We start from the raw sequence: 24,058 nt of genomic DNA, 5'->3' as shown, positions 1-24,058 counted from the left end.
CGTAGCAGCGGCCGCAGGCCGCGTCCGCAGGCAACGCGGTGTTGGTCAATACCCGCGTACGCGGTCAGCCAGGTTGTGCAGGGGCTGTTCGGTGAGGAAACGGTCGAGGTTATCCAGCAGGATATCGGCAATCGCCTCGGCGCCGCGGGTGGAGATGGCCGAGGTGTGCGGCGACAGGCGCACCTTGGGGTGGCTGTACAGGCGGTGGCCGTCGGGCAGCGGTTCGGGCTCGGTGACGTCCAGGGTGGCGAAGCCCAGCGGCCCATGGTCCAGGGCGTGCAGCAGCGCGTCCTGGTCCAGCAATCCGCCACGGGCGATGTTGATCAGGTGCAACCCCGGCTTGGCGCTGGCCAGCACTTCGGCGTTGATCAGGTGGCGGGTGTCCGGCGTCAGCGGCGCGGCCACGACCAAATGATCTGATTCGGCGAACAGGTGGTGAATGTCACGCGCCGTCTCCACGCCAGCCACGCCCAGCGGCGCGTCGCTCTGGCGCAGGGCAACCACCCGCAGGCCCAGGGCCTGGGCCTTGTGCGCCAGCGCCGTGCCAATGGAGCCGAAACCAAGAATACCCAAGGTCTGGCCCTTCACCGGCGTCAGGGCGGTGAACTGCCAGTCGGCGTTGTTCACCCAAATGTCGGGCAGGTGCTTGTTGCGGGCGAAGATCGCCGCCAAGGCGAACTCGGCAATCGGGTCGCTGGCACTGCCGCGCGCGGTGGTCACCGGCAGGCCGTCGAACAGCCACGCCGGGTAGAAATCGATGCCCGAGGACGCCAGCTGAATCCAGCGCAGGCCGTAGGGCCAGCCCGGCGGCGGGGTGTCCGGGGCCTGGTAGCCGCGCACGTTGATGGGCCGGCCCATGAGAATGCGCGCCTCGGGCGGCAGGTCGCTGGGCACGCCCACCGGCACCTCTATCACCTTCACGCCGGGGTGGGTGGTGGCCAGGCGCGCACGCAGGGCCTGGTTGAACGGCGCGTCCAGCTGGCTGGCGATGACCAGGTCGCTCATGGCGTGACTCCTGTGCTTGACGCGGCGAAGGCGGCCTTGCCGACGCCGGTGAAAATGGCGTCGTTCTGCGGCGTGTGCACGCGGCTGCAGAGCACGTCGCGGTAGTGCCGTTGCAGCGGGTTGTGGCGCGACAGGCCGGGGTTGCCCGAGGCCTGGATGGCCAGCTCCACCGCGCGGATGGCGTTGTCGGTGACCAGGTACTTGATCTGCGCCGCGTGCTGCGGCGCTGTCAGGCCTTGGGCGGCGGCGTCCAGCAGGCTGCGGTTGTTGAACAGCAGGGTGTCGATCTGGCCGACGGTCTCCTGGAAGCGCGGCAGGCTCGACAGCGGCGCGCCGAGGTTGGACGGCGTGCGCTCGGTGAGCCACTGCACCAGCCAGTCGCGGGCCGACTGCGCCACGCCGTCGTACACGGCAGACAACAGCACCGCCATCCACAGCAGGCCCTGGGCGTCCAGTTCAGCCGCCGGGGCGCTGGCCGGGCTGACGCTGACGGCGTGGTCCAGCGGCACCAGCACGTCATCGAAGGTGATCTCATGGCTGCAGGTGGCGCGCATGCCCAGGTGGTCCCAGGTGTCGACGATGGCGATGCCCGGGGTGTCGCGGTGCACCAGCCAGGCGCCCACCAGCGGGTCGGCGTCGTCGCTTCGCGCCCACACGCTGTACCAGCTCAGGCCGTGGCTGCCGGTGGAATAGATCTTGGTGCCGCTCAGGCGCCAGCCCTCGGGCGTGCGCCGGGCGATGGTCGCCGGCAGGCCGCCGCGCGCCGGCGTGCCCAGGTCGGGCTCCACGCGCAAGGCGTTGATCAGCGCGCCGTTGCGCACCGCGTCCTCGCTCACCTGTTGGCGCAGCGCCTCGGGCCAGTTGCTGAACGGCAGCCGCGCATGCTGCAGGTATTGCATCACCAGGATCAGCGCCGTGGACGGCTCGCCACGGGCCACGGCGGCGATCACGTCGCGCGCCTGGGCCAGGTTAGCGCCGCCACCGCCGTAGGCCGTGGGCACGGTGTAGCCCAGCAGGCCATGGCGGTGCAGCAGGGCGAAGTTGGTCGCCGGGAACTGCCCGGTGCGGTCGTGCAGCTCGGCGCTGGCGGCCAGTTGCGCGGTCAGCGTCGGCAGCAGGGTGCGGTAGCTGAATTCGCTCATGCCAGTTCTTCCTCGGCAGGCGCCCTGGCGGCGGCCGGCGCGGCGTTGCGGTTGGCCGGCACGGCCAGGCCCAGGTGCTCGCGCAGGGTGGTGCCGGTGTAGGCGTCGCGGAACAGCCCGCGCTGCACCAGCACCGGCACCACCAGTTCGGTGAAATACTGCAGGCCATCGGGCAGCACCGAGTTGATGATGAAACCATCGGCGGCGCCGGCCTTGAACCAGTGTTCGATGTGGTCGGCCACCTGCGCAGGCGTGCCGACGAAGTCACGCTTGGGCCGCGAGAAATACAGCGCCACCTCGCGCAGCGTCCAGTCGTTCTCGCGCGCCAGTTCGATGATGCGCTCGCTGCTGCCCTTGTGGCTGTTGGCGCCCAGGTGGCCGACGTCGGGGAAGGGCGCGTCCAGCGGGTATTGGCTGAAGTCATGGTCGTTGAACGGCCGGCCGAGGGCGACGATGGCGTCCTCGATGCTGACCAGGTCCACGGCCTGCTGGTAGCGGCTTTCCACCTCGGCCTCGTCACGGCCGACGATGGGACGGATGCCAGGCAGGATGGCCAGTTTGTGCGGGTCGCGGCCGGCCTCGGCGGCGCGGCGCTTGAGGTCCTGGTAGTAGGCGCTGGCCTGTTCGAAGTTCTCGCCGTGAACGAAGATCGCGTCGGCGTTGCCGGCGGCGAAGTGGCGGCCGTCTTCCGAGGTGCCGGCCTGGAAGATCGGCGGCTGGCCCTGGGGCGAGCGGGCGATGTTCAGCGGGCCCTTGACCGCGAAGAACTCACCCTTGTGGCCCAGGGTATGCAGCTTGGCCGGGTCGAAGAACTGGCCGGTCTGCTTGTCGTAGGTGAAGGCGTCGTCTTCCCAGCTGTCCCACAGGCCCTTGACCACGTCCACGTGCTCGCGGGCGATGCGGTAGCGGGTGGCGTGGGCCGGGTGCTCGGGCTTGCCGAAGTTGTCGGCGGTGCCGCTCAGCCACGAGGTCACCACGTTCCAGCCGGCGCGGCCGCCGCTGAGCAGGTCCAGGGAGGCGAACTGGCGCGCCACCTGGAACGGCTCGGTGTAGCTGACGGTGACGGTGGCTACCAGGCCGATGTGCTCGGTGGTGGCCGCCAGCGCCGAGAGAATGGTCAACGGCTCGAAGCGGTTGAGGTAATGCGGGCTGGACTTTTCGTGAATGTGCAGGCTGTCAGCGATAAAGGCGAAGTCGAACTTGGCCGCTTCCGCCAGCTGCGCCTGCTGCTTGTAGAAGGCCAGGCTGGTGCTGGCGTTGGGCAGCGCCTTGGGGTGGCGCCATTCGCCCCAGCCGTGGCCGACGCCGTGGATCATGGCTCCGAGTTTGAGTTGGCGTTGCTGGGTCATGGTCATACTCCTTTGATCAATCACTGGGCGCTGGCGGCGAGGGGGGTGCTGGCGTTGAAACTGGGGTCGAAGCCGTGGGACACGTCCACCGCTTTGGTGAGGATGCCTTCGCTGCGGTACAGGTCGGCGGTCTGCTGCAGGCCCTTGATGACCTGGGCGTCGATGGGCACGCGTTCCATGTGGGTGTTCTGCGCGGCCGCCAACTGGATCTCCAGCGGCAGGCCGGTGACCTTGGCCATGGCGGCGGCGTATTCACGCGGGTGGCCGTTGGCCCACTGCCAGGCGCGGTCGACGCGGGCGACGAAGTCCTGCAGCTGCACGCGCTTGTCGGCGATGGCCTGGCTGGTGGCCGCCAGGTACAGGTGGTTGGTGAGCAGCGTGGCGCCACTGACCAGCACCCGCTCCTGGCCGCTGGCGGTGGCCACGGTGGTGTACGGGTCCCAGGTGGACCAGGCGTCGACGCTGCCGTTTTCCAGCACCACCCGCGATTCGCTGGGCAGCAGGAAGGCGAAGGTCACGTCGCTGGTTTTAAGCCCCGCTTCGTGCAAGGCCTTGATCACCAGCAGGTGGCCGATGGAGCCCTTGGTGGTGACGATGCGCTTGCCCTTGAGGTCGCCCACCTGCTGGATGGGCGAGTCCTTGGGCACCAGCAGGGCGGTGGTGTAGCGGCCGTTCATGTGGGTGATGCTCACCACTTTCAGCGGCGCGCCGGCGCCCAGGGCGAACACGTAGGGCGCATCGCCCAGGGCGCCGACGTCAACGGCGCCGGCGTTCAGCGCCTCGCCCAGGGGGGCGGCGGCAGGGAATTCGGAAAAGTCGATGGTGTAGGGCACGTGTTCAAGCTCACCGGACACCTGCAGCAGGGCCTTGATGGTGGACTTCTGGTTGGCGACCTTCAGCGGTTGCAGGTCGGCGCCGTGGGCCAGGGTGGCGGCCAGGCACAGCAGGGCGGTGGACAGCAGGCGAGGCAAGGGCATGTAGATGCTCCATAGGGCGTGTAGCAGCGGCCGCCAGTGTGGGAGCTGGCTTGCCAGCGAGCTGTTGAGGCCGAAAAGCTCGCTGGCAAGCCAGCTCCCACATTTATTTTCAGGGTTTTTAGATCACGTGGAAGCCGTGGGTGCCGTCGCGGGCCAGTTGCTCGACCAGGCCGAACTCCCAGTCCAGGTACGCCTGCATGGCCTCGCGCGGGGCGTCGGTGCCTTCGTATGGGCGGCGGTAGCGGTCGATGCGCGGCGAGGCCAGGTGGCTGTCGCCGCTCTCGGTGGGCAGGCCCGCCGCCAGCCAGCTGGCGGTGCCGTCGCGCAGCACGAACACCGGCTTGCCGGTCAGCGCCTGCACCTGGCCGACGGCAAAGCGCGCCAACAGGCTGCTGCCGCAGGTGAGCACGTAGCGCTCGGCGGCCGGGAGCTTCTCCAGCACGTTGGCGAGATCTGCACGCAGGGCCCACCAGGCGCCGGGGATGTGCTGCTTCACATGGTTGGCGCTGGTGGTGAAGTCCAGCAGCTGGGTGTCGCCCTGGGTCAGCCAGTCGGCCAGGGTGTCCGGGCTGATCACCTCATAGGAAGGCACCGCCGGGATGGCCGGCTTCCAGGCACCGCGCTCTGTGAAGGCGCTGGCCTCGACGCCGTCCAGCACGTGCACGTCCCAGCCCAGCTGGGCCAGCCACGAGGCGCTCATGTTGGCGCGCACGCCGTCGTCGTCCACCAGCACCAGGCGCGCACCGCGCACGCTGGCGTAGTGGTCGGTTTCCTGCACCAGCTGGCCGCCGGGGGTAGAGCGGGCGCCAGGCAGGTGCCCGGCCTCGAATTCCTGGGGCGTGCGCACGTCGAACAGGTAGTGGGTGCGGCCGGCCTCGGCCTGCCATTGCTGCCAGGCTTTGAGCGAGGCGCGCTTGACCCCGGCCTGGTCGGCCACGCGGCGGGCGTCGGCGCTGGCCAGCTGGCGGGTGGCTTCGCTGGTGGCGGCGAACTGGCGCGCCTGGCCGTGGTCCAGGGTTTGCCCGGCCAGCAGCCAGCCGATGGTGCCGTTGCGCAGGGCCGAGATCGGGTTGGGCAGGCCGGCGTTGACCAGCGACTGGGTGCCGATGATGCTGCGCGTGCGGCCGGCGCAGTTGACGATGATGCGGGTGGCCGGGTCCGGCGCCAGTTCACGGGCACGCAGCACCAGTTCGGCGCCTGGCACGCTGATGCCGGTGGGAATGCTCATGGTCTGGTATTCGTCGAAGCGCCGGGCGTCCAGCACCACCACGTCGGCCTGGCGGTCGAGCAGTGCCTTGACCTCTTCGGCGGTCAGCGACGGCGTGTGGCGCTGGTGCTCCACCAGCTCGCCAAAGGCCTTGCTGGGCACGTTGACGTCGATGAACAGCTCGCCGCCGGCGTCGCGCCAGCCCTGCAGGCCGCCTTCCAGCAGCGCCACGTCGCTGTAGCCCAGCTGCGCCAGGCGTTCCACGGCCCGTTGCGCCAGGCCTTCGCCGTCGTCGTAGACGGTGATGGCGGTGTCCAGCCGGGGAATGCGTGGGTAGACCTCCACCTCCAGTTTCGACAGCGGGATATTGGCCGCGAACAGCGGGTGCGCCTGGGCAAACGGCGCCTCTTCACGCACGTCCACCAGCGCCACTTCCTGGCGTTGCAGCAGGGCGTGGCGAATGTCGGCGAAGGAACGAGTCAGGGGGTGGCTCATAGGCTGTGGTTCTCTTTGGAAAGGTCCCAGATGTTGGGTAGCGTGGTGTTCGAATAGCCGGAGATGAACAGCTTTTCAGTGCCGTCGGGCTGGTACACCGCCCGGTGCACGGCGCCGATGTTGGCGCCGTACACGTGAATGCTGATGGACACTTGGTCGGCAAACGCGTTGCTGACCTGGTGGATGTCGCCACTGCGCGGCGACAGCGGCTCGACGTCGCCGGGCTGCAGGCGGATCGGCGCGCCGTCGGGCACCAGCGCGCCGCTGTCGGTGCGCCGGTAGTTCTGCGAGTCTTCGGCGCCGCGCAGCATGCCGATCAGGCCCCATACGCGGTGGTCATGAATCGGCGTGCGCTGGCCCGGGCCCCAGACGAAGCTGACCACCGAGAAGCGCTGGCGCGAGTCGGCGTGCAGCAGGAACTGTTGGTAGCGTTCCGGTGACGGCTGCGCGTACTCATCGGGCAGCCAGTCGTCGACGCTCACCAGTTGCTGCAGCAGTTGGCCGCCGCGGTGCAGCTTGTCGCCTTCGCGCGGGTCGCTGTCGAGCAGCTCGGCCAGGGCGCCGATAAAGGCGCGCAGGCGTTCGGGGTGACGAACCTGGGACATCTTCACTCCTTGTTTCAGGCGGTTTTTCAGGCAACGCGGGCCTGACGTTGGGCCACCAGCTGGCGGGTCAGCGGGATCAGCTTCTTGCCGTAGTCGATGGCGTCTTCCAGCGGGTCGAAGCCGCGGATCAGGAAGGTGGTGATGCCCAGGTCGTAGTAGTCCAGTAGGGCTTCGGCCACCTGTTCCGGGGTGCCCACCAGCGAGGTCGAGTTACCCTGGGCGCCCAGCAGGCCGGCGATGCCGGTCCACAGGCGCTTGTCCAGGCGCGAGCCTTTGGCGGCGGCGGCCAGCAGGCGGCGCGAGCCTTCGTTGGGCGGCTCGCGGCGCACGAAGCCGCGCTGCTCGGCCAGGGCGGTGGCCTTGGCCAGGATGCTCTCGGCGCGGGCCCAGGCCTTCTCTTCGGTGTCGGCCAGGATGGGCCGCAGCGACAGGCTGAAGCGCACGGTGCGGCCGTGCTTGGCGGCTTCGGCACGCACCTGGGTCACCACTTCCTTCACCTGTTCGTAAGTTTCGCCCCACAGGGCGTAGACGTCGGCGTGCTTGCCGGCCACTTCGATGGCGGCTTTGGAAGAGCCACCGAAGTACAGCGGGATCGGCTGCGCGGTTTTCACCGCCGAATGCGCGCCTTCGAATTCATAGTAGTCACCCTTGAAGTCGAACGGCTGGTCGGCGCTCCATTCCTGGCGCAGCACGGTCAGGTATTCGTCGGTGCGCGCGTAGCGCTCGTCCTTGCCGATGAAGCTGCCGTCGGCGCGCAGCTCCTTGTCGTCACCGCCGGTGATGATGTGCACGGCGGTGCGGCCGCCGTTGAGCACGTCGAGGGTGGCGAACTGGCGGGCGGCGAGGGTAGGGGCGGCGAAGCCGGGGCGGTGGGCAATGAGGAATTGCAGCTTTTTGGTCACGCTGGCGGCGTGGCTGGCAATCAGGGTGCTGTCGGGGCTGTTGGAGTGGAACGCCACCAGAGCGCGGTCGAAGCCGGCTTCCTCGTGGGCGCGGGCGACTGTCTCGATGTAGTCGGCCTGCAGGACCGGGCCGCTGGCCGGGTGGATTTCGGAGCTGTGGTGACCGCCAATGTAGCCGATGAACTCGATGCTCATGGGTGCTTCCCTTATGAATGGAGCGTTATCAAGGGCCTCCGCCTGGCGTGGGGTCGGTCGTTGATGAAGAACATAAAGGTAGGATGTGGCGCTGTGAAATTCGATTTTGTTCTAAGGTAATTATTAATTTAAGGAATCTAAAGCTTTTTAGATATTACATAGTTGCATATTCACGTCCGCCATGGCGGCTACGGTATACTGCAGGCCCGCTTTGCTCACAGGCACCCCATGGTTTCCGAGGTAGACCGCTACATCGCCGCCGGCACCCGCGAGAACACCCGGCGCAGCTACCAGTCGGCCATCGAGCATTTCGAGGTGACCTGGGGCGGCTTCCTGCCCGCCACCAGTGACGCCATCGCCCGTTACCTGGCCGCCTTCGCCGGCAAGCTGTCGCTCAACACCTTGCGCCTGCGCCTGGCCGCGCTGGCCCAGTGGCACAGCAGCCAGGGCTTCCCCGACCCGACCAAGAGCCCCCAGGTGAAGCAGGTGATGAAGGGCATCCGCACCCTGCACCCGCAGCAGGAAAAGCAGGCCGAGCCCTTGCAACTGCTGGGCCTTGAGCGCTGCGTGCGTTGGCTGGACGGGCAGATCAAGGACGCGCTGGCCGCCACCGACGCCAAGCGCCTGCTGCGCTGCCGACGCGACAAGGCGCTGATTTTGGTGGGCTTCTGGCGCGCGTTCCGCAGCGAGGAGCTGTGCCGGCTGGACGTGCAGTTCATTCAAGCCCGGCGTGGCGAGGGGCTGCAGTTGTTCCTGCCGTGGAGCAAGGGCGACCGCAACAACCGGGGCACCACCTACAGCGTGCCGGCCCTGGAACGCCTGTGCCCGGTGGATGCGTACTGCGACTGGCTGGAAACCGCGGGTATCGCCCACGGGCCGGTGTTTCGCGGCATCGACCGCTGGGGCCGGCTGGGCGACCGTGCGTTGCACCCTTACAGCGTGATGCACCTGCTGCGTGAGGCGCTGATGGGCGCCGGGCTGGACGGCGAGGCCTACAGCAGCCACTCCCTGCGCCGCGGCTTCGCCAACTGGGCCAGCCAGAGCGGCTGGGACCAGAAGTCGTTGATGAGTTACGTGGGCTGGAAAGACAGCAAGTCGGCGTTGCGCTACGTCGACGCGCGCGCCGATTTCCGCCTGCCGCCGGCGGGTAGCTGAAGGATCGATGGGGCGGCCGGACGCAGCCTGTGGGAGCTGGCTTGCCAGCGAGCTGTTGGGGCGATAAAAGCTCGCTGGCAAGCCAGCTCCCACAAGGACGGTTGTTGCTACGAGGCCGCGTCCCGGCCCGCCACCGTCAAAACCGATAATCCGCCGTCACGAACAACGACCGCGGCTGCCCCATCTGCCACTGCGCGCCGTCGTTCTGCTGCGACACCGCATAACGCCGGTCCAGCAGGTTGTTGACCTGCAACCCCAGGCGCACGTCCGGCAGCGCCTGCCAGCCGAGGTTGGCATCCACCACCGTATACCCCGGCACCTGCGCACTGTTGGCGGTGTTGGCGTAGCGCGCAGCCACGTAGCGCAGGCCGGCCCCGGCGTCGATGCGCTCGGTGATGGCCTTGCTCAGCCACAGGTTGGCGCTGCGCCGGGGCACATCGGTGGGGCGGTTGCCGGCGCGCGACAGCACCTGGCCATTCACCGCTTCATCGAAGTCATCGTAACGGGCGCGCACCACCGCGGCGTTCGCCGACAGCTGCCAATGGTCGGCCAACGCCAGTTCCAGGCTGGCTTCCAGGCCGTTCGAGGACTGCTGGCCCACCTGCAGGGTGTCGCGGGTGATGGGGTCGGTGGTCAACAGCTTGCGCTTGACGATGTGGTAGGCGGCCAGGGTCCAGGCGCCGCGGCCATCCCAGAACTGCTGCTTGAGGCCCACCTCGGTCTGTTTTGCCCGGGCCAGGTCCATCTGCTGCTGGGTGGGGTTGAGGGTGACCAGGTCGCTGACGCCGTCCTGGCTGGTGCTGTACTGGCCGTATAGCGACAGTTGGTCGGTGACCGCGAACACCAGCCCGGCGCGCCAGTTGCCGCCGTCCAGATTGACGTCGCTGCGGGTGCTGGTGCGCGCGTCGTCACGCTGGATGTGGTTCTGGTCGCGGCGCACGCCGGTCACCAGCGCCCAGCGCTCGGACAGCTGCAGGCGGTTCTCGGCGAACAGCGCGAAGGTCTGGGTGGTGCTCTGGCTGAGGGCCTGGAACGGCGACTGGCTGTGGAACCAGCCCGGCGCCGGCGCCCAGGGGTCTACGTAGTCGCCACCGACATCGGTGTAGGGCGAGTTGTTGGCCAGGCCGAAGCGGATGCGGTTGTACTCGGCGCCCACCACGGTCTTGCTGGCCAGGCCGAACAGGCGGTGGTCGAAGGTGAAGGTCTGGCGGTCGCCCAACTGTTCTTCGTGGTGCTTGATTTCCAGGTAGCTGCCTCGCAGCAGCTGGCCCTGGCTGCTGTCCCAGCTGTAGCTTTCGGCGTTGCGCCAGTGGCGGCGGCTCTTGATGTAGTACAGCTCGTTGCTGGCGCTGATGGCATCGCTCAGGGACCAGTCGCTGGTCAGCCGGGTCCATTGGTCGTCGTAGTGCTGCACGGCGTTGCGCACGTTGTAGTTCTTGTCGCGCAGGCTGTCGTGGTAGTGGCCGTCGATCAGCGGCGTGCCCAGGTAGCTCATGGGGCGGCTGTCGCCCTGCTCATGGGCCAGGGTGAAACTCAGGTCGTCGCTGGCTTGCCAGCGCAGGGCGCCGCTGAAGGCCAGGCTTGAGGACTGGCCACGGTCTACCCAGCCATTGCTGCTTTGCTGGTCCAGGGTCAGCCGGTAGCTGAGGCGCTCGCCCAGCGAGCCGCCGCTGTCGAACGCGGTCTGCTGGCGGTCGTCGCTGCCGTAGCCCACGCGCAGGTGGTTGCTGATGGCGCCCTCGAAGGGCTTCTTGGGGATCACGTTGATCACCGCGCCGGTGGCACCTTCGCCGTTCAGCACCGAGGCCGGGCCGCGGATCACGTCGATGCGCTCCACCATCCACGGGTCCACCGGGAAGGTCTGGGTGCCGGCGCCGGTGTACAGGCGCGCGCCGTCGAATAGGGTCATCACTGACTCGTGGCCGCTGAAGCCGCGCGCCGACAGCGCCGTATTGCCGTTGCCCGGCGCGGCGATGCTGGTGATGCCGGGCGCACGGGTGGCGGCTTCCTGCACCGTGAGGTTGTTGCGCTGGTCGATGGCGTCTTCGTCGAGGCTGCTGATACTGGCCGGGGTTTGCAGCGGCGTCAGGTTCAGGCGCGAGCCTGCGGTGCCAGGGGTGGCCAGCGCGGTGTCGGCGCGTTCGCTGATGGTGGTGGCCGGCAGCGCCAGCTCATCGGCGGCGTGCACGGGCAAGGACAAGGCCAGGCACGGGGCCAGGCGGTGAAGCAGGGAAGTGCGGGACATGCTGTTCCAACTACAGTCAGGAAAAGATGAACCCGGAGGGACACGCATGGCAAATCGCGGGCGCAAACGCCCACGGAAACCGGCCTGCGCCCGCCCACCGCGGGTTGCCAATTGAAGCGTTTGCAGGCCGGTCTCCGGGCTTGCGAGGGGCATGAACGCGCCGCCTTCCCATGCACGATGCACAGTGGCCTGTTGACGCGTTCGCTCGCTTACCGTTGCGGGGGCAGCGCCGGACTGATCACCAAAGTGACGCACCGGCTTCCCGTTTCACCCTGAGCACGGCGGCTGAGGGCACCTGAAACTGGCGCGCATTCGACCACTGATGTGGATCCAGGTCAATGTCTGCGCCTCGATACAATCCTGTAGCCGCTGCCGAAGGCTGCGCTGGCCGGCATGAACACTGAATATCTCCAGTGCATGAAAAGGCCAGCGCAGCCTGCGGCAGCGGCTACGCAGCGTCGCGCCAATGGGGTATATTGCGCGCCATTACAGAATACATACCGCAGTACACTTCAAAGGAGCAGGCATGGCACGGGGTGGGATCAACAAGGCAGTGGTGCAAAAGGCGCGTGAGGCGCTGCTGGCGCGGGGCGAGAACCCCACCATCGACGCCGTGCGCGTGGCGTTGGGCAACACCGGTTCGAAGACCACCATTCACCGCTATCTCAAGGAGCTGGAAGAAACCGACCAGCGCCGCCAGGCCCCGCGCGAGCACCTGACCCAGGAGCTGGGCGAACTGGTAGGCCGCCTGGCTTTGCGCCTGAAAGAGGAGGGCGACGAGTACGTGCAGCAGGCCCAGGCGCGTTTCGACCTGCAGAAAGCCGTGCTCGAAGCCGACCTGGCCGAAGCCGCCAAGGCCCACGCCGCGTTGCTGCAGCAGTTCGAGATCCAGGCCGAGGCCCTGGCCAGTGAGTCGGAGCAGCTGGCCACCTGCCGCACCTCGTTGCAGGCCGAGCACACCCGCAACGCGCGGTTGGGCCAGGAATGCAGCGACCTACAACTGCGCGTGCAGGAGAAGGACGAACACATCCGCTCGCTGGAAGACAAGCACCAGCACGCCCGCGACGCCCTGGAGCACTACCGCCAGGCGGTGAAGGAGCAGCGCGACCAGGACCAGCGCCGCCACGAAAGCCAGGTGCAGCAGGTGCAGGTGGAAGTGCGGCAGTTGCAGCAGAGCCTGATCGTCAAGCAGGACGAGTTGATGCGCCTGAACCGCGACAACGAACGCATGCTGGTGGAGGCACGCCAGGCGCGCAAGGATCAGGACACCGCCACCCAGGCCCTGGCCGACAAGGCCGCCGAGGCCACGGCCCTGGCCACGCAATTGGCTCAGGCGTTGGGCGCGCGCGAGGCCCAGGCCCAGCAGATCGAGGTGCTGCGCCAGGAGCAGGCGGCCCAGGCTAAGGCCAGCAAGGCCCAGGTGCTGCGCGAGGCGCGCCTGGAGCAACAGCTGCAACAGGCCAACGCCACCTTGGCGCAGTGGCGCGCCGACCGCGCCGCGGCCAGCGCCGAGTAACGCCGCTCAGGGCTCGGAAGGGGTATCGTCCGGGCCCACCGGGTGCAGGCCGCTGCGCAGGATGCGCCGCACCCGCTGCATCTTCTCCACCGAGCCGGGCACACCGTTGCCCATGTCCAGCAGGGCCTGGGCGCACAGCTTGGGGCCGTAGCCGTCGAGCTTGGCGAATTCCTCGCCGGACATGTGAATGGTCTTGAGGGCAAAGGCCAGCAGGTTGTCGCCGGGGTTGGGGCCGTTGAGGATGCCCTGGATCATGTACGCCAGGGCCTGGCGGTACTGGCCCTGGGTGTGGATGGCGGCGCAGTCGATGTCGGTGCCGGCGAAGGTCTGCACCATCAGCCGGCGCATGACCTCGTCGAGCAGTGCCGGTTCGCTGCCGTCGTCCTCGAACACCTTGGTGCGGCGCAGGGGAATGACGTTGTCGTCGTGATCGCTCATGGGTACTCCTTGTGGTGACGCTACAGGGAAAGTATGCGCCATTGCGTTGCGCTGTCCATAATCCGCGCGGCGCTGTCCAAGCCAGGCACCGCTGCCGGCGGGCACACTGCAGGTCTGCCTTTGCCATCAGGAGCCCCTCCATGACCGAGTACGTGATTGCCCCACCGCCCGCCGCCAGCGTCGCCATTGCCGGCGACAGCCGCCGTTTCCCCGTGCGCCGGGTGTTCTGCGTGGGCCGCAACTATTCCGAGCACGCGCGGGAAATGGGCCATGATCCGGACCGCGAGCCACCGTTCTTCTTCTGCAAGCCCGCCGACGCCGTGGTGCCGGCCGAGGGCGTGATCGCCTACCCGCCGCTGACCGCCGACCTGCACCATGAGGTGGAACTGGTGGTGGCCATCGCCGAGGGCGGCGTCGACATCGCCCCCGAGCAGGCCCTGGCGCATGTGTGGGGCTACGGCGTGGGCCTGGACCTGACCCGCCGCGACCTGCAGGCCCAGGCCAAGAAGCAGGGCCGGCCGTGGGACTGGGCCAAGGGCTTCGACGAATCGGCGCCGTGCACCGCGCTGATCCCGGCCAGCACCCTGGGCCACCCGGCCAGCGGCGCCATCTGGCTCACGGTGAACGGCGAGGAGCGCCAGCGCGGTGACCTGGCGGACCAGATCTGGGCGGTGCCTGACGTGATCGCCTACCTGTCGCAATCGGTGGCGCTGCAGCCCGGCGACCTGATCTTCACCGGCACCCCGGCCGGCGTCGGCGCCTTGCAGCCCGGCGACCAGGTCAGCGCCGGCATCGACGGTGTCGCCCAGTTCCAATTGCGCATCGGCCAGCGCTGACAGCCGCCGCGCCGCGCTTTAGACTGGCGGCGTCTTTCCGGCTTTCGAGGTTGCTGCCATGTCGTCCCTGTCCCGCGTGCCCACCTATGGCATGCAGCAGCGCAGCAACCGCGAGGATTTCTACATCCGCGACAAGCAGGAGCGCGAGGCGCTGACCTCGCCGCACCGCCACGAATACTTCCAGATCCAGGTCAACCTGGGCGGCGACACCGTGCAGCACATCGGCGGCGCGGTGCGGCCGTTCCCGCGCAACGCCCTGAGCTTTATCCTGCCGCACCGCCTGCACTTGATCCCGCACCCCGAGCACGGCAACTTCATGCTCATCAACTTCGCCCAGGGTTTCCTGCTGCCGCACCTGGCCTGCGACCCGCTGGACCTGGAGGACGTGCCCCTGGGCCAGGCCCCCGAGCTGGCGCCGTTCCAGTGCCAGGAGCACCTGGACTTCATTCTCGACGACCACGCCTTTGCCGAGGTACAAGCCTTGCTGCTGCGCCTGCGCGAGCTGGACCGCACCCGTGACTTCGGCACCACCACCTTGCTGCGGGCCGGGCTGTTGCAGCTGATCGGCCTGGTCAGCCAGCGCTTCGCCCCGGCGTTGCAGCAACTGGCCAGCGACAAGGCCGCACGGCGCGGCCGCCGCGACGCGCTGGCGCGGGTGACGGCCTATATTCGCGAGCACATCGCCAACCCGGAGCTGACCCTGAAGGACGCGGCCGCCGCGGCGTTCCTGTCGCCCAACTACCTCACCCACCTGCTGCGCAAGGACACCGGCAGCACCTTCAGCGAGCTGGTGCTGGAGCGGCGCATGCGCCTGGCGCGCACCCATCTGCTCAACAGCGACGAGCCCATCAGCCACGTGGCCCAGCGCTGCGGTTTCAGCGACGAAGCGTACTTTTCGCGGCGCTTCCGCCAGACCCAGGGCCTGCCGCCCGGGCAATTCCGCCGACAGCAGCGCGAGCATAGCGCCCATCAATGATGGTTAGCGTTGTGGCCGGGCTTTGCTAGGGTAGGTGAAAGGTTCAGACGAGCATGGACGATGAAGGCCACACAACAACGCACCCTGGCGGTCAATGGCATCACCCTGAGCGTGCACGTCGCCGGGCCCGAACACGGCCGGCCCATCTGGCTGCTGCACGGTTTCCCCGAGTGCTGGTACTCGTGGCGGGCGCAGATCGCGCCGCTGGTGGCCGCGGGTTATCAGGTGTGGATGCCGGAGATGCGCGGCTACGGCGCCAGCTCCGCGCCCCAGGCAGTGGAAGCCTACGACCTGCTGACCCTGTGCGCCGACATCCAGGGCGCCATGGACCTGCTGGGCCAGCGCCAGGTGTGCGTGGTGGGCCACGACTGGGGCGCGCCGGTGGCCTGGCACCTGGCGCTGCTGGAGCCTGAGCGGGTGCAGGCGGTGGTGGCCTTGTCGGTGCCTTACGCCGGGCGGCCGAAGCAGCCGGCGATAGAGCTGATACGCGCGCACTTCAAGGACCGTTTCAACTACATCCTGTATTTCCAGAACCCGGGGGTGGCCGAGGCCGAGCTGGACGCCGACGTCGCCCACACCCTGCGCATGTTCATGCAGGGCGGCGCCAACGGCGACCTGATCCTCAAGGACAAGCCCGCCAGCGCCACGCTGTTCGACGGCATCAACCAGCCCGACCGGCTGCCGCCCTGGTGCAGCGCCGAGGCGTTCGAGGTGTACGTGCAAACCTTCGCCGGCCGCGGCTTCCATGGCGCGCTGAACTGGTACCGCAATTTCGAACGCAACTGGCAGCGCACCGAACCCCTGGCCGAGGCCTGCGTCGAGCAGCCGGCGCTGTTCCTGCTGGGCGACCTGGACCCGGTGGGCGTGCTGGAGGCGCACACGCTGCTGCGCATGCCCAAGCGCGTGCCACGCCTGGAGCAGCACATCGTCAAGGCCTGCGGGCACTGGATACAGAGCGAACAACCCGACATCGTCAATGGGCATTTGCTGCGCTTTCTGGCAAGCCATTTTCCCGTGTGACGTGCACAGGTGGGAGCTGGCTTGCCAGCGAGCTTTTGAGCCTCAACAGCTCGCTGGCAAGCCAGCTCCCACAATGAAGATTAATTTAACCTTCCAACCTGTTGATCCATAAGATTTTGCTCAACGTCACGCAGCACCAGCATATGCCTTTTCCCTAGGCACTTATGACCCCGCCCGGCATATCCATAGGCCAACTCCGTATTTTTGAACCAAAACGTACATTCCTACACTCCGCCGTCCCTGACCCCACCAAGGACGTCCGATGTACCGTCAAGCCTTCCCCCTGGCCCTCAGCGCCGCTTTGTTCAGCCAGCCCCTGTGGGCCGATGGTTTCCTCGATGACAGCAAGGCTGACCTGACCCTGCGCAACTTCTTCATCAACAACGACAACCGCAGCGGCACGGCCACGCCGTCCAAGCAGCAGGAGTGGGGCCAGGGCTTCATCCTCAATTACACCTCGGGCTTCACCAACGGCCCGCTGGGCTTGGGCCTCGATGCCCTGGGCATGCTCGGCCTGCGCCTGGACTCGGGCAAGGGCCAGGCCTACAACAGCGGCAGCAGCGGCGGCGGCATTGTCTTCCCCAGTGAGAGCGACGGCCGCGCGGTGAACGACTTCGCCAGCCTGGGCCTGACCGCCAAGCTACGCTTCTCGAAGACTGAGATTCGCCATGGCACCCTGCAGCCGCACCTGCCGGTGATAGGCATCAACGACGGGCGCCTGCTGCCGCAGACGTTCCAGGGCACCCAGGTAACCAGCCGCGAGTTCGACAACCTGACCCTCATCGGCGGCAAGATCACCTCGGTGAAGGGCCGCAACTCCAGCAACCAGGCGTCGCTGTCGATCGCCGGCGCCAACAGCCTTACCGGCCAGCGCAGCAACGCCTTCTACTACGCTGGCGCCGACTACAAGCTGGACCCGCACACCACCGCGCAGTATTACTTCGCCAACCTCGACGACTTCTACGACCAGCATTTCGTGGGCCTGACCCACAGTACCAAGCTGCCGCGCGGCACCTTGCAGACCGACCTGCGCGGCTTCATCAGCAGCAGCCAGGGCGAGAACGCCAGCGCGGCCGGGCGGTTGGCCGGCTACAAATCCAGTGGCGCGGTGGGCAGCAACGGCGAGGTCGACAACCGCACCTGGAGCGCGCTGTTCACCTACACCCTGGGCAGCCAGTCGCTGGCGGCGGGGTACCAGCGCGTCAACGGCAGCAGCGACTTCCCGTTCATCAACCAGGGCGACGGCAACGCCCCGTACCTGATCACCAGCCGCCAGATTGGCCGCTTCCAGCACGCCGGCGAGCGCACCTGGCTGGCCCAGTACAGCTACGACTTCGCCGGCCTGGGCCTGTCGGGGCTGAGCGCCTCGGTGGTCTACCTCAACGGCGACCACGTGCAGGCGGCCAGCACCGGCGGTGAGTGGGAGCGCGACGTTGCGCTGAATTACGTGGTGAACCAGGGCCGGTTCAAGGGCCTGGGCTTCAGCTGGCTGAACGCCGCGTTCCGCACCGAAGTTGCCGGCCAGCGCAGCCAGGATGAAAACCGCTTGATCGTCAGCTACCGCTTCGCACTGCTGTAGCAGCGATTGCTTTTGTGGGAGCTGGCTTGCCAGCGAGTTTTGCTGGCCTCAACAGCTCGCTGGCAAGCCAGCTCCCACAGGACCGTTGCAGCCACGGATTGCCGGGAGGCCACTGGTGCTCTTATGCTTCGGGCCATGAAAAATCCTGACCTGAACCTGTTGTACGCGCTCGATATCCTGCTCGAAGAAGGCTCGGTAGCCGGCGCGGCGCGGCGCCTGAACCTCAGCGCACCCGCCACCAGCCGCATCCTTGGAAGGATTCGCGAGGCCTTCGACGACCCGATTTTCGTCCGCTCCCAGCGCGGCCTGGTGCCCACGCCCAAGGCCCTGGCCCTGCAGCAGCAGGTGCGCGGCGCGGTGGAACTGGCCCGCGGGGTGTTCCAGCAGAGCCAGGGCCTGGACCTGGCTACCCTGGAGCGCACCTTCAGCCTGCGTGCCAACGACGTGTACATCGGCGCCTACGGCAGCGCCTTGCGCGAGTTGCTGCGCGAACAATGCCCACGCTGCGTGCTGCGCTTCGTGCCGGAAAGCGACCTGGACCACGACCCGCTCAACCAGGGCAGCATCGACCTGATGATCGGCTCGCGGCGCGCGTTCGGCCCCGACATCAAGGTGCAGCGGCTGTTCGACACCGAGTTTGTCGGCCTGGCCCGGCGCGGCCACCCGATCTTCCAGCAGCGGCTGGACCTGCACAGCTTCGTCGCCTACGACCACGTCACCGTGTCGCGCCGCGGCCTGGCGCGCGGGCCGCTGGACGACGCGTTGCAGGCCCACGGCCTGAGCCGGCGGGTGGCGTACATCACGCCCACCTTCCACAGCGCGCTGTTCGCGGTGGCCGAATCCGACCTGCTGTTGCCGATCATGCCGGTGAACATGCTACCTACACTGGAACGCCTGGGCCTGCCGTTGCAAGCCTTCGCGCTGCCGGTGGCGCTGCCCAGCGTGGAGATTGTCCAGGCCTGGCACCCGCGCCTGGACAACGACCCCGCGCACCGCTGGCTGCGGCGCGCGCTCAAGCACCTGGCCGAGCCGGCGCCGTAGCCTGCCAGCCACCGCCCAGGCTGCGGTACAGGTCCACCAGCGCCAATGACACTTGGGCGCTGCTGGCCACCTGGGCTGCCTGGTTGTCCAGCAGCATGGCCTGCACGGTCAACACGTTGAGGAAATCGACACTGCCCTGGGCGTACTGCAGCTGGGCGCTGCGCAGGGCACGCTGGCTGGCGGCCACGGCTTGCCCAAGGCTTGCCTGGCGGCGTTGTTCGGCCTGGTAGGCGGACAGCGCGTCGGCCACCTCATGCCAGGCGCCGAGCACGGTCTTGCGGTATACGATGGCCGCTTCCTGTTGGCGACCTTCGCTCAGGCGCAGCGCCCCTTGCAACCGGCCGCCCTCGAACACCGGCAGGCTCACCCCCGGGCCTGCAGCAAAACTGCGCGAGGCCCAGTTGCCCAGGTTCGCCAGCTGCATGGCCTGCAGGCCGACGTCGGCGCCCAGGGTAATGCGCGGGTAAAAGTCGGCCTGGGCCACGCCGATGGCGGCGGTGGCGGCGTGCAGCTGCGCCTCGGCCTCGCGGATGTCCGGGCGCCGCTCGGCCAGTTCGCTGGGCAGCCCGGCCGGCACCTGGGCCGGGCCGTGGGGCACGGGCGCCGGTGCACCGAGTTGCGCCTTGAGGGTGTCCGGGGCCTGGCCGATCAACAGGCTCAGGGCGTTGATCAGCACGCTTTCGCGTTGTTCCAGGGCCGGCAAGCGCGCCTCGATGGCCGCGCTCAGGGCCTGGGCCTGTGCCACCTGCAGGTCGGTGGCCACGCCTTGGGCGCGTTGGGCCTGGGTCAGTGCCAGGCTGTGGCGAGCAATGGCAAGGTTGTCGCGGGTGACCTGCAGGGCGCTCTGGCTGCCGCGCAATTCAATGTAGTCGCGCGCGGTCAGGGCCACGATCGCCAGTTGCACGCCGTGCTGCTGTTCCTGCACCGCCTGCACGCTGGCGTCGGCAGCCTCGACGCTGCGGCGCACGCGGCCCCACAGGTCGGCCTCCCAGCTGATGGCAAGGCCTGCGTTCCAGACGCTGTAGGCGCGCGTGCCGTCGTAGCCGGAAATGTCCATCAGGCCATCCTGGCTGTTGCGCGCCCGCTGGTAACTGGCGCTGGCATCGACGCTGGGCAGGCGCCCGGCCGCCACCGTGGCGCGCAGGGCCTGGCTCTGGCGGACGTGGCTGGCGGCGATGGCGAGGTCCAGGTTGCCGGCCCGGGCCTGGGCGATCAGCGCCGACAGTTGCGGGTCGTTGAAGCTGTCCCACCAGTGCAGGTCGACTTCACCGCCAGCGGCGCGCCAGTGTTGCGGCAAATCCGCCGCCGGGCGCTTGAAGTCCGGGCCCTGGGTGCAGCCTTGCAGCACTGTCACCAGTACCAGCAGGGCAAGCGAACGGCGGCTCATCGGGCACCTACCTTGGCCTGGGTGTCGCCGGTGTCGATGCGTGCCTCCACTGACATGCCCACCCGCAGGCGCTGGGCCAGCGGCTGGTCGGCATCGAGGACGATTTTCACCGGGATGCGCTGCACTACCTTGGTGAAGTTGCCGGTGGCGTTGTCCGGGGCAATGGCGGCAAAGGTCACGCCCGTAGCCGGGGCGATACTGTCGACGTGGCCGTGCAGGGCGTGGCCGGGGAAGGTGTCCACGGCAATGTCGGCGCGCTGGCCGGGCACCACCTCGGTGAGCTGGTTTTCCTGGAAGTTGGCCACTACATAGGCCTGGCTGCGCGGCACCACGGCCAGCAGCGGGTCGCCGGGCTTGACGTAGCTGCCCACGCGCACGCTGCGCCGGCCCACTTCGCCGGCCTGGGGGGCGCGCAGGTCGGTGTAGCTGAGGTCCAGTTGCGCGCGCTCGACTTGGCTTTGCGCTTGTCGCACCAGGGCCTGGGCCGTGGCCTGCTGGGCCTGCAGCACGTCGGTCTGCTTGAGCACGGCGGCCACCGCCGCGCGGTGTTCGGCAGCCACGGCGCGCACGCTGCGCAGGCGCGCCTGGGCCTGCTGGAAGCGCTGCACGGTGCCCGCGCCCTGGCCGGCCAGGGCCTGGTAGCGCTGCTGTTCGTGCTCGGCAAAGGCTACCTGGGCGCTGTCGGCGTCGAGCACCGCGCGCGCCTGGTCAACCATGGCCTGCTGGCGCAGCAGCGTTGCTCGGGCGTCCTCGGCGCGGGCCTGGGTGGCGGTCAGGGCTGCCTGCGCAGCTTGCAGGGCGTTGCGGTAGTCGCGGTCGTCGATGTGCACCAGCGGCTGGCCGGCGCTGACGGCCTGGTTGTCGTCCACCAGCACGCGGTCGACGATGCCGGCCACCTTGGGCGCCACCAGCATCAGGTCGGCCTGCACGAAGGCGTCGTCGGTGCGCTGCACCGGGCCTTGGTTGCACAGCAGGTAGCCGGCGCCGGCGGCCAGCAGGGCGCCACCGACCAGTACGGCGGTCAGGGGTTTTCGGGAGGTAATGTCAGTCATTAGCAATGTCCACACAAGGTTCAGGAAGCGGCGCGTGGCGGGTAGACACGCGTCGGCAGGATCGGAATCAGCACAATCAGCAACAGCGCCAGCACGCCCATGGCCCGGTACAGGTCGGCGGCGGTGAGCACTTCGGCCTGGCGGTGCAGGCGCGCGGCCAGCTCGCTGCCGGTGGCGCCCGGCCACAGGTTGCCCAGGCGGTCCACCAGCATCGTCGAGTGCAGGTGCAGGCGGTGCAGGCTCAGGGTTTCCAGCGTGCTGCCGGCGGCCACCGCGGCGAAGCCCTTGACCGTGTTGAACCAGGCCGAGGCGAACGGCCCATCCGCCGGTTGCAGGCCGCCGGTGGCCAGCATCAGCAGCGGGATCACGGCCATGGGCTGGGCGATGATCTGGATCATCTGCAAGGGATAGAAGTCGCCGCGGTGCCAGGCCACCGTGAGCTGCGAGCCGAGCAAACACACCAGCGCCATCAGCCCCAGGCCGGCGGCCAGCACCCAGCGGCAATCCACCACGCGGTTGTTCAGCAAGGCCACCACCAGTGGCAGCGAGACCAGTTGCGGCAGCGCCACCCACAGCAGCACCGGCGCGGTCTGCAGCGGCCGGTAGCCCTGCACGCTGGCCAGGTAGTTGGCCGGGATGATGATCACCGCCAGCAGCACGAACAGCACGCCGCCCAGGGTGACCAGCGCATGGCTGAGGTTGCGCAGGCGCAGCATCTGCACCTTGAAGAACGGCAGCGGGTGGAACCATTCATTGATGAAGAACAGCACCAGCAGGCCCAGGCCGCCGCCCACCAGGGTGCGGATCAGGCTGGAGGCGAACCAGGCCAGGCGCTCGCCCTGTTCCAGGCCCAGCACCATCAGGATCAGCCCGGGCAGGCCCAGCAGCAGGCCGCGCCAGTCCAGTTGGCGCAGGCGTTCCAGGCGCAGCGGGTCCTGGGGCAGGCCCCAGGCCACGGCGGCCATGGCCAGCAGGGTGGTGGGGATGACCTGCCAGAACGCCCAGCGCCAGCCCAGGTACTCCACCGCCCAGGCGGCCAACGGCAGGCCGAAGCTGGGCCCGAAAGTGGCGGTCAGGGCGTAGCCGCCCAGGCCGTAGAGCTTGATGCCCGGCGGCAGGAAGCGCAGGGCTACCGACATCAGCATGGGCGGCAGGGCCCCGCCGGCAAAACCCTGGAGCACGCGCAGCAGCAACAGGCTCGGGTAGTTGGGCGCCAGCGGGCACAGCAGGCCCAGCAGCACGAAGGCGCCCATGGCCCACAGGGTGAAGCGGCGCAAGGTGAAGGTGGCGGCGCACCAGGGGGCGAAGGCCATGGCGGCCACCGATGTCGCCGCGTAGCTGGCCAGCAACCAGCTGGCGTCATCCAGGCCGATGCCCATGGCGCCGCGAATGTCGGCCATGGCGAACTTGGTGACGCCGTCGTTGAAGCCTGACACCAGCACGGCCAGCAGCACGCCCACCAGCCCGGTGGCGATGCGCAGGCCGAAGGCCGCCGGGCCTGGCGCGGCGGCTGGCCGCACCGGTTCGGGCAGTAGGGTGGGAAGGGGCGCGAGGAGGGCGCTCATGAGGTGGCTCCGCAGTCAGTGACGATGCGGGCAGTCTAAGCAGCGCTTCCGATTACCAATATTGCTGTTTTGGCACTTTCAACCTGCGTTTTTTGCACGCTGGTCAGTGGCCGTCCACCGAGTAGCGCCCAGGGCCGGTGACCACCAGCAGCAACAGGCCGCCGATGATGGCGATGTTCTTGAAGAAGTTGATCTGGTTGGCCATGCGTTCGGCGCCTTCCATGTTCCAGAACGGGTGGCCGAGCAGCGCCGTGCCCAGCACGAACAGCGCCATCAGCGCGGCCAGCGGGCGGGTGTAGAAGCCCAGCACCAACAGGATGCCGACGAAGAACTCCATGAGCACCGCGATGGCCGCCGCCACCTCCGGCACGGGCGCGCCGAGCGAGGCCATGTAGCTGACCGTGCCGGCAAAGCCGGTGAGCTTGGCCCAGCCGGTCAGCAGGAACAGGAGCATCAACAGAATTCTGGCGGTCAGGATGATTTCGTTGTGTTGGCGCGCGAAGAGGTTGTAACGCATGGCATTTTCCCCACAAGAGGTGTTCCCTAACTGTAGCAGCTGCCGCCAGGCGGCGTCGGGGCCCGTGACGGTACGGTGTGCAAAGGATTTCGCGTAGCCGCTGCCGCCAGGCTGCGCTGGGCCCCGCGTGCGCTGAAGTTCTGCAGCGTGAAAAAGGGCCAGCGCAGCCTGCGGCAGCGGCTACGGAGACGGTGTCAGGACGGGGGCTTGTCGTGGAGGTAGTGCTGGGTGGCATCCAGCACTTTCACGATGGCGTCGATGTCCTGGGTGATGTCGGCCACAAGCTTAGGGTCGTCCACCAGGGTCAAGCGTAGCTTGAGCCGCGACAGCGGTGTGCGCAGGTCGTGGGACACGGCGCCGAGCATGCGCCGGCGCTCGTCGAACTTGTCGCGGATGGCCTGTTGCATGCGGTTCAGCAAACCCGCCACGTGGCGGGCCTCGACGCTGCCGGTTTCGGCCAGGGGCTGGCTGTCGAGGTCGTCGCCCAGGCGCTCGGCGGCCTGGCTGAAGCGCTTGAGCGGGCGGGTCAGGGAACGGCTGATGTACCAGGCGATGCCTACCAGCGCCAAGCCCTGGAACGCCAGCATCGCCTTGGGCCACACCAGCAGGTAGTGGGAGCTGGCCGCCAGCGCCAGCGCCGACGTCTCGGTCTGCGGCGTGAGGCCCAGGCGCGGCGGGGGCGGGATGCGGTAGTGCACGATCCAGATATAGGTCAGGGCGTGGGCAAGGAAGATCGCACCGAGGGAGACGGTGAACAGGCGGGCAAACAAGGTACGGGACTTGATCATTGCAGGGGCCAGGCAGGCACTTTTTTAAAACCATAACACTGTCTGGCCGCTTCGACGTATCCCGAT

At 68.1% G+C, this 24,058-nt stretch carries 21 protein-coding genes and 1 riboswitch; of the genes, 7 read left to right on the top strand and 14 right to left on the bottom strand.

Annotation, left to right across the window (positions count from 1 at the left end):
• Positions 1–45: 45 nt before the first annotated feature.
• The 7 genes from RAM80_RS01260 to RAM80_RS01230 form a co-directional block, all read right to left on the bottom strand.
• On the bottom strand, positions 46–1,005 hold the full coding sequence (locus RAM80_RS01260; RefSeq protein WP_416424420.1) for a D-isomer specific 2-hydroxyacid dehydrogenase family protein: 960 nt from the start codon (positions 1,003–1,005) through the stop codon (positions 46–48).
• On the bottom strand, positions 1,002–2,147 hold the full coding sequence (locus tag RAM80_RS01255) for an acyl-CoA dehydrogenase family protein (protein ID WP_416424419.1): 1,146 nt from the start codon (positions 2,145–2,147) through the stop codon (positions 1,002–1,004). The genes RAM80_RS01260 and RAM80_RS01255 overlap by 4 nt, the downstream gene beginning before the upstream one ends.
• Entirely contained in the window at positions 2,144–3,496 is a 1,353-nt protein-coding gene (locus tag RAM80_RS01250; protein WP_416424418.1) for an LLM class flavin-dependent oxidoreductase, read from the bottom strand. Before RAM80_RS01250 ends, RAM80_RS01255 begins: the two co-directional genes overlap by 4 nt.
• A 20-nt stretch (positions 3,497–3,516) precedes the next feature.
• A complete protein-coding gene (locus RAM80_RS01245; protein WP_416424417.1) occupies positions 3,517–4,473 on the bottom strand; it encodes an ABC transporter substrate-binding protein in 957 nt (318 codons plus the stop codon).
• A gap of 118 nt (positions 4,474–4,591) precedes the next feature.
• Entirely contained in the window at positions 4,592–6,175 is a 1,584-nt protein-coding gene (locus tag RAM80_RS01240) for a rhodanese-related sulfurtransferase (RefSeq protein ID WP_416424416.1), read from the bottom strand.
• A complete protein-coding gene (locus RAM80_RS01235) occupies positions 6,172–6,780 on the bottom strand; it encodes a cysteine dioxygenase (protein WP_416424415.1) in 609 nt (202 codons plus the stop codon). The genes RAM80_RS01240 and RAM80_RS01235 overlap by 4 nt, the downstream gene beginning before the upstream one ends.
• Before the next feature lie 26 nt (positions 6,781–6,806).
• Positions 6,807–7,877, bottom strand: coding sequence for an LLM class flavin-dependent oxidoreductase (locus RAM80_RS01230; RefSeq protein ID WP_416424414.1), 1,071 nt, complete (start codon positions 7,875–7,877; stop codon positions 6,807–6,809).
• A gap of 228 nt (positions 7,878–8,105) precedes the next feature.
• On the opposite strand from RAM80_RS01230, the gene RAM80_RS01225 reads away from it, so the two are divergent.
• A complete protein-coding gene (locus RAM80_RS01225) occupies positions 8,106–9,032 on the top strand; it encodes a site-specific integrase (RefSeq protein ID WP_416424413.1) in 927 nt (308 codons plus the stop codon).
• 136 nt (positions 9,033–9,168) lie between these two features.
• On the opposite strand, the gene RAM80_RS01220 is transcribed toward RAM80_RS01225, so the two are convergent.
• Entirely contained in the window at positions 9,169–11,277 is a 2,109-nt protein-coding gene (locus RAM80_RS01220) for a TonB-dependent receptor (protein WP_416424412.1), read from the bottom strand.
• Between the two features lie 107 nt (positions 11,278–11,384).
• Positions 11,385–11,591: riboswitch (cobalamin riboswitch) on the bottom strand.
• Positions 11,592–11,803: 212 nt separating this feature from the next.
• Here RAM80_RS01220 and RAM80_RS01215 point away from each other — a divergent pair.
• Positions 11,804–12,793, top strand: a complete 990-nt coding sequence (locus RAM80_RS01215; protein ID WP_416424411.1) for a DNA-binding protein — start codon at positions 11,804–11,806, stop codon at positions 12,791–12,793.
• 6 nt (positions 12,794–12,799) lie between these two features.
• Here RAM80_RS01215 and RAM80_RS01210 read toward each other — a convergent pair whose 3' ends face one another.
• Positions 12,800–13,231 carry a hypothetical protein gene (locus RAM80_RS01210; protein ID WP_416424410.1) on the bottom strand — a complete coding sequence of 144 codons (432 nt, stop codon included), beginning with the start codon at positions 13,229–13,231 and terminating at the stop codon, positions 12,800–12,802.
• A 140-nt stretch (positions 13,232–13,371) separates the two neighbouring features.
• Between RAM80_RS01210 and RAM80_RS01205 the strand changes: the two genes are divergently transcribed.
• From RAM80_RS01205 to RAM80_RS01185, 5 genes are all read left to right on the top strand, one after another.
• Positions 13,372–14,067 carry a fumarylacetoacetate hydrolase family protein gene (locus RAM80_RS01205; protein ID WP_416424409.1) on the top strand — a complete coding sequence of 232 codons (696 nt, stop codon included), beginning with the start codon at positions 13,372–13,374 and terminating at the stop codon, positions 14,065–14,067.
• Positions 14,068–14,125: 58 nt separating this feature from the next.
• Positions 14,126–15,043 (top strand): helix-turn-helix transcriptional regulator, encoded by a 918-nt coding sequence (locus tag RAM80_RS01200; RefSeq protein WP_416424408.1) that lies wholly within the window; start codon positions 14,126–14,128, stop codon positions 15,041–15,043.
• A 60-nt stretch (positions 15,044–15,103) separates the two neighbouring features.
• On the top strand, positions 15,104–16,063 hold the full coding sequence (locus RAM80_RS01195) for an alpha/beta fold hydrolase (RefSeq protein WP_416424407.1): 960 nt from the start codon (positions 15,104–15,106) through the stop codon (positions 16,061–16,063).
• Positions 16,064–16,325: 262 nt separating this feature from the next.
• Positions 16,326–17,642 carry an OprD family porin gene (locus RAM80_RS01190; RefSeq protein WP_416424406.1) on the top strand — a complete coding sequence of 439 codons (1,317 nt, stop codon included), beginning with the start codon at positions 16,326–16,328 and terminating at the stop codon, positions 17,640–17,642.
• 135 nt (positions 17,643–17,777) lie between these two features.
• Positions 17,778–18,683 (top strand): LysR family transcriptional regulator, encoded by a 906-nt coding sequence (locus tag RAM80_RS01185; RefSeq protein WP_416424405.1) that lies wholly within the window; start codon positions 17,778–17,780, stop codon positions 18,681–18,683.
• Here the strand turns inward: RAM80_RS01185 and RAM80_RS01180 are convergent.
• The 5 genes from RAM80_RS01180 to RAM80_RS01160 form a co-directional block, all read right to left on the bottom strand.
• A complete protein-coding gene (locus RAM80_RS01180) occupies positions 18,655–20,070 on the bottom strand; it encodes an efflux transporter outer membrane subunit (protein ID WP_416424404.1) in 1,416 nt (471 codons plus the stop codon). The genes RAM80_RS01185 and RAM80_RS01180 overlap by 29 nt on opposite strands.
• On the bottom strand, positions 20,067–21,122 hold the full coding sequence (locus tag RAM80_RS01175) for an HlyD family secretion protein (RefSeq protein WP_416424403.1): 1,056 nt from the start codon (positions 21,120–21,122) through the stop codon (positions 20,067–20,069). Before RAM80_RS01175 ends, RAM80_RS01180 begins: the two co-directional genes overlap by 4 nt.
• A gap of 20 nt (positions 21,123–21,142) precedes the next feature.
• Positions 21,143–22,687, bottom strand: coding sequence for an MFS transporter (locus tag RAM80_RS01170; RefSeq protein WP_416424402.1), 1,545 nt, complete (start codon positions 22,685–22,687; stop codon positions 21,143–21,145).
• A 103-nt stretch (positions 22,688–22,790) separates the two neighbouring features.
• Positions 22,791–23,204 carry a DoxX family protein gene (locus RAM80_RS01165; RefSeq protein ID WP_416424401.1) on the bottom strand — a complete coding sequence of 138 codons (414 nt, stop codon included), beginning with the start codon at positions 23,202–23,204 and terminating at the stop codon, positions 22,791–22,793.
• Positions 23,205–23,398: 194 nt separating this feature from the next.
• Positions 23,399–23,992 carry a HAMP domain-containing protein gene (locus tag RAM80_RS01160; protein WP_416424400.1) on the bottom strand — a complete coding sequence of 198 codons (594 nt, stop codon included), beginning with the start codon at positions 23,990–23,992 and terminating at the stop codon, positions 23,399–23,401.
• Between the last annotated feature and the right edge of the window lie 66 nt (positions 23,993–24,058).

It is taken from the genome of Pseudomonas sp. App30 (assembly GCF_047947025.1).
GTDB lineage: Bacteria > Pseudomonadota > Gammaproteobacteria > Pseudomonadales > Pseudomonadaceae > Aquipseudomonas.
Note: the sequence above shows the minus strand (reverse complement) of the source record. Positions and strands in the feature narration are given on the sequence as shown.

Coding starts and splice junctions, on each gene's coding strand:
- RAM80_RS01260 (WP_416424420.1), bottom strand. CDS start 1,005: ATGAGCGACCTGGTCATCGCCAGCCAGCTGGACGCGCCGTTCAACCAG.
- RAM80_RS01255 (WP_416424419.1), bottom strand. CDS start 2,147: ATGAGCGAATTCAGCTACCGCACCCTGCTGCCGACGCTGACCGCGCAA.
- RAM80_RS01250 (WP_416424418.1), bottom strand. CDS start 3,496: ATGACCCAGCAACGCCAACTCAAACTCGGAGCCATGATCCACGGCGTC.
- RAM80_RS01245 (WP_416424417.1), bottom strand. CDS start 4,473: ATGCCCTTGCCTCGCCTGCTGTCCACCGCCCTGCTGTGCCTGGCCGCC.
- RAM80_RS01240 (WP_416424416.1), bottom strand. CDS start 6,175: ATGAGCCACCCCCTGACTCGTTCCTTCGCCGACATTCGCCACGCCCTG.
- RAM80_RS01235 (WP_416424415.1), bottom strand. CDS start 6,780: ATGTCCCAGGTTCGTCACCCCGAACGCCTGCGCGCCTTTATCGGCGCC.
- RAM80_RS01230 (WP_416424414.1), bottom strand. CDS start 7,877: ATGAGCATCGAGTTCATCGGCTACATTGGCGGTCACCACAGCTCCGAA.
- RAM80_RS01225 (WP_416424413.1), top strand. CDS start 8,106: ATGGTTTCCGAGGTAGACCGCTACATCGCCGCCGGCACCCGCGAGAAC.
- RAM80_RS01220 (WP_416424412.1), bottom strand. CDS start 11,277: ATGTCCCGCACTTCCCTGCTTCACCGCCTGGCCCCGTGCCTGGCCTTG.
- RAM80_RS01215 (WP_416424411.1), top strand. CDS start 11,804: ATGGCACGGGGTGGGATCAACAAGGCAGTGGTGCAAAAGGCGCGTGAG.
- RAM80_RS01210 (WP_416424410.1), bottom strand. CDS start 13,231: ATGAGCGATCACGACGACAACGTCATTCCCCTGCGCCGCACCAAGGTG.
- RAM80_RS01205 (WP_416424409.1), top strand. CDS start 13,372: ATGACCGAGTACGTGATTGCCCCACCGCCCGCCGCCAGCGTCGCCATT.
- RAM80_RS01200 (WP_416424408.1), top strand. CDS start 14,126: ATGTCGTCCCTGTCCCGCGTGCCCACCTATGGCATGCAGCAGCGCAGC.
- RAM80_RS01195 (WP_416424407.1), top strand. CDS start 15,104: ATGAAGGCCACACAACAACGCACCCTGGCGGTCAATGGCATCACCCTG.
- RAM80_RS01190 (WP_416424406.1), top strand. CDS start 16,326: ATGTACCGTCAAGCCTTCCCCCTGGCCCTCAGCGCCGCTTTGTTCAGC.
- RAM80_RS01185 (WP_416424405.1), top strand. CDS start 17,778: ATGAAAAATCCTGACCTGAACCTGTTGTACGCGCTCGATATCCTGCTC.
- RAM80_RS01180 (WP_416424404.1), bottom strand. CDS start 20,070: ATGAGCCGCCGTTCGCTTGCCCTGCTGGTACTGGTGACAGTGCTGCAA.
- RAM80_RS01175 (WP_416424403.1), bottom strand. CDS start 21,122: ATGACTGACATTACCTCCCGAAAACCCCTGACCGCCGTACTGGTCGGT.
- RAM80_RS01170 (WP_416424402.1), bottom strand. CDS start 22,687: ATGAGCGCCCTCCTCGCGCCCCTTCCCACCCTACTGCCCGAACCGGTG.
- RAM80_RS01165 (WP_416424401.1), bottom strand. CDS start 23,204: ATGCGTTACAACCTCTTCGCGCGCCAACACAACGAAATCATCCTGACC.
- RAM80_RS01160 (WP_416424400.1), bottom strand. CDS start 23,992: ATGATCAAGTCCCGTACCTTGTTTGCCCGCCTGTTCACCGTCTCCCTC.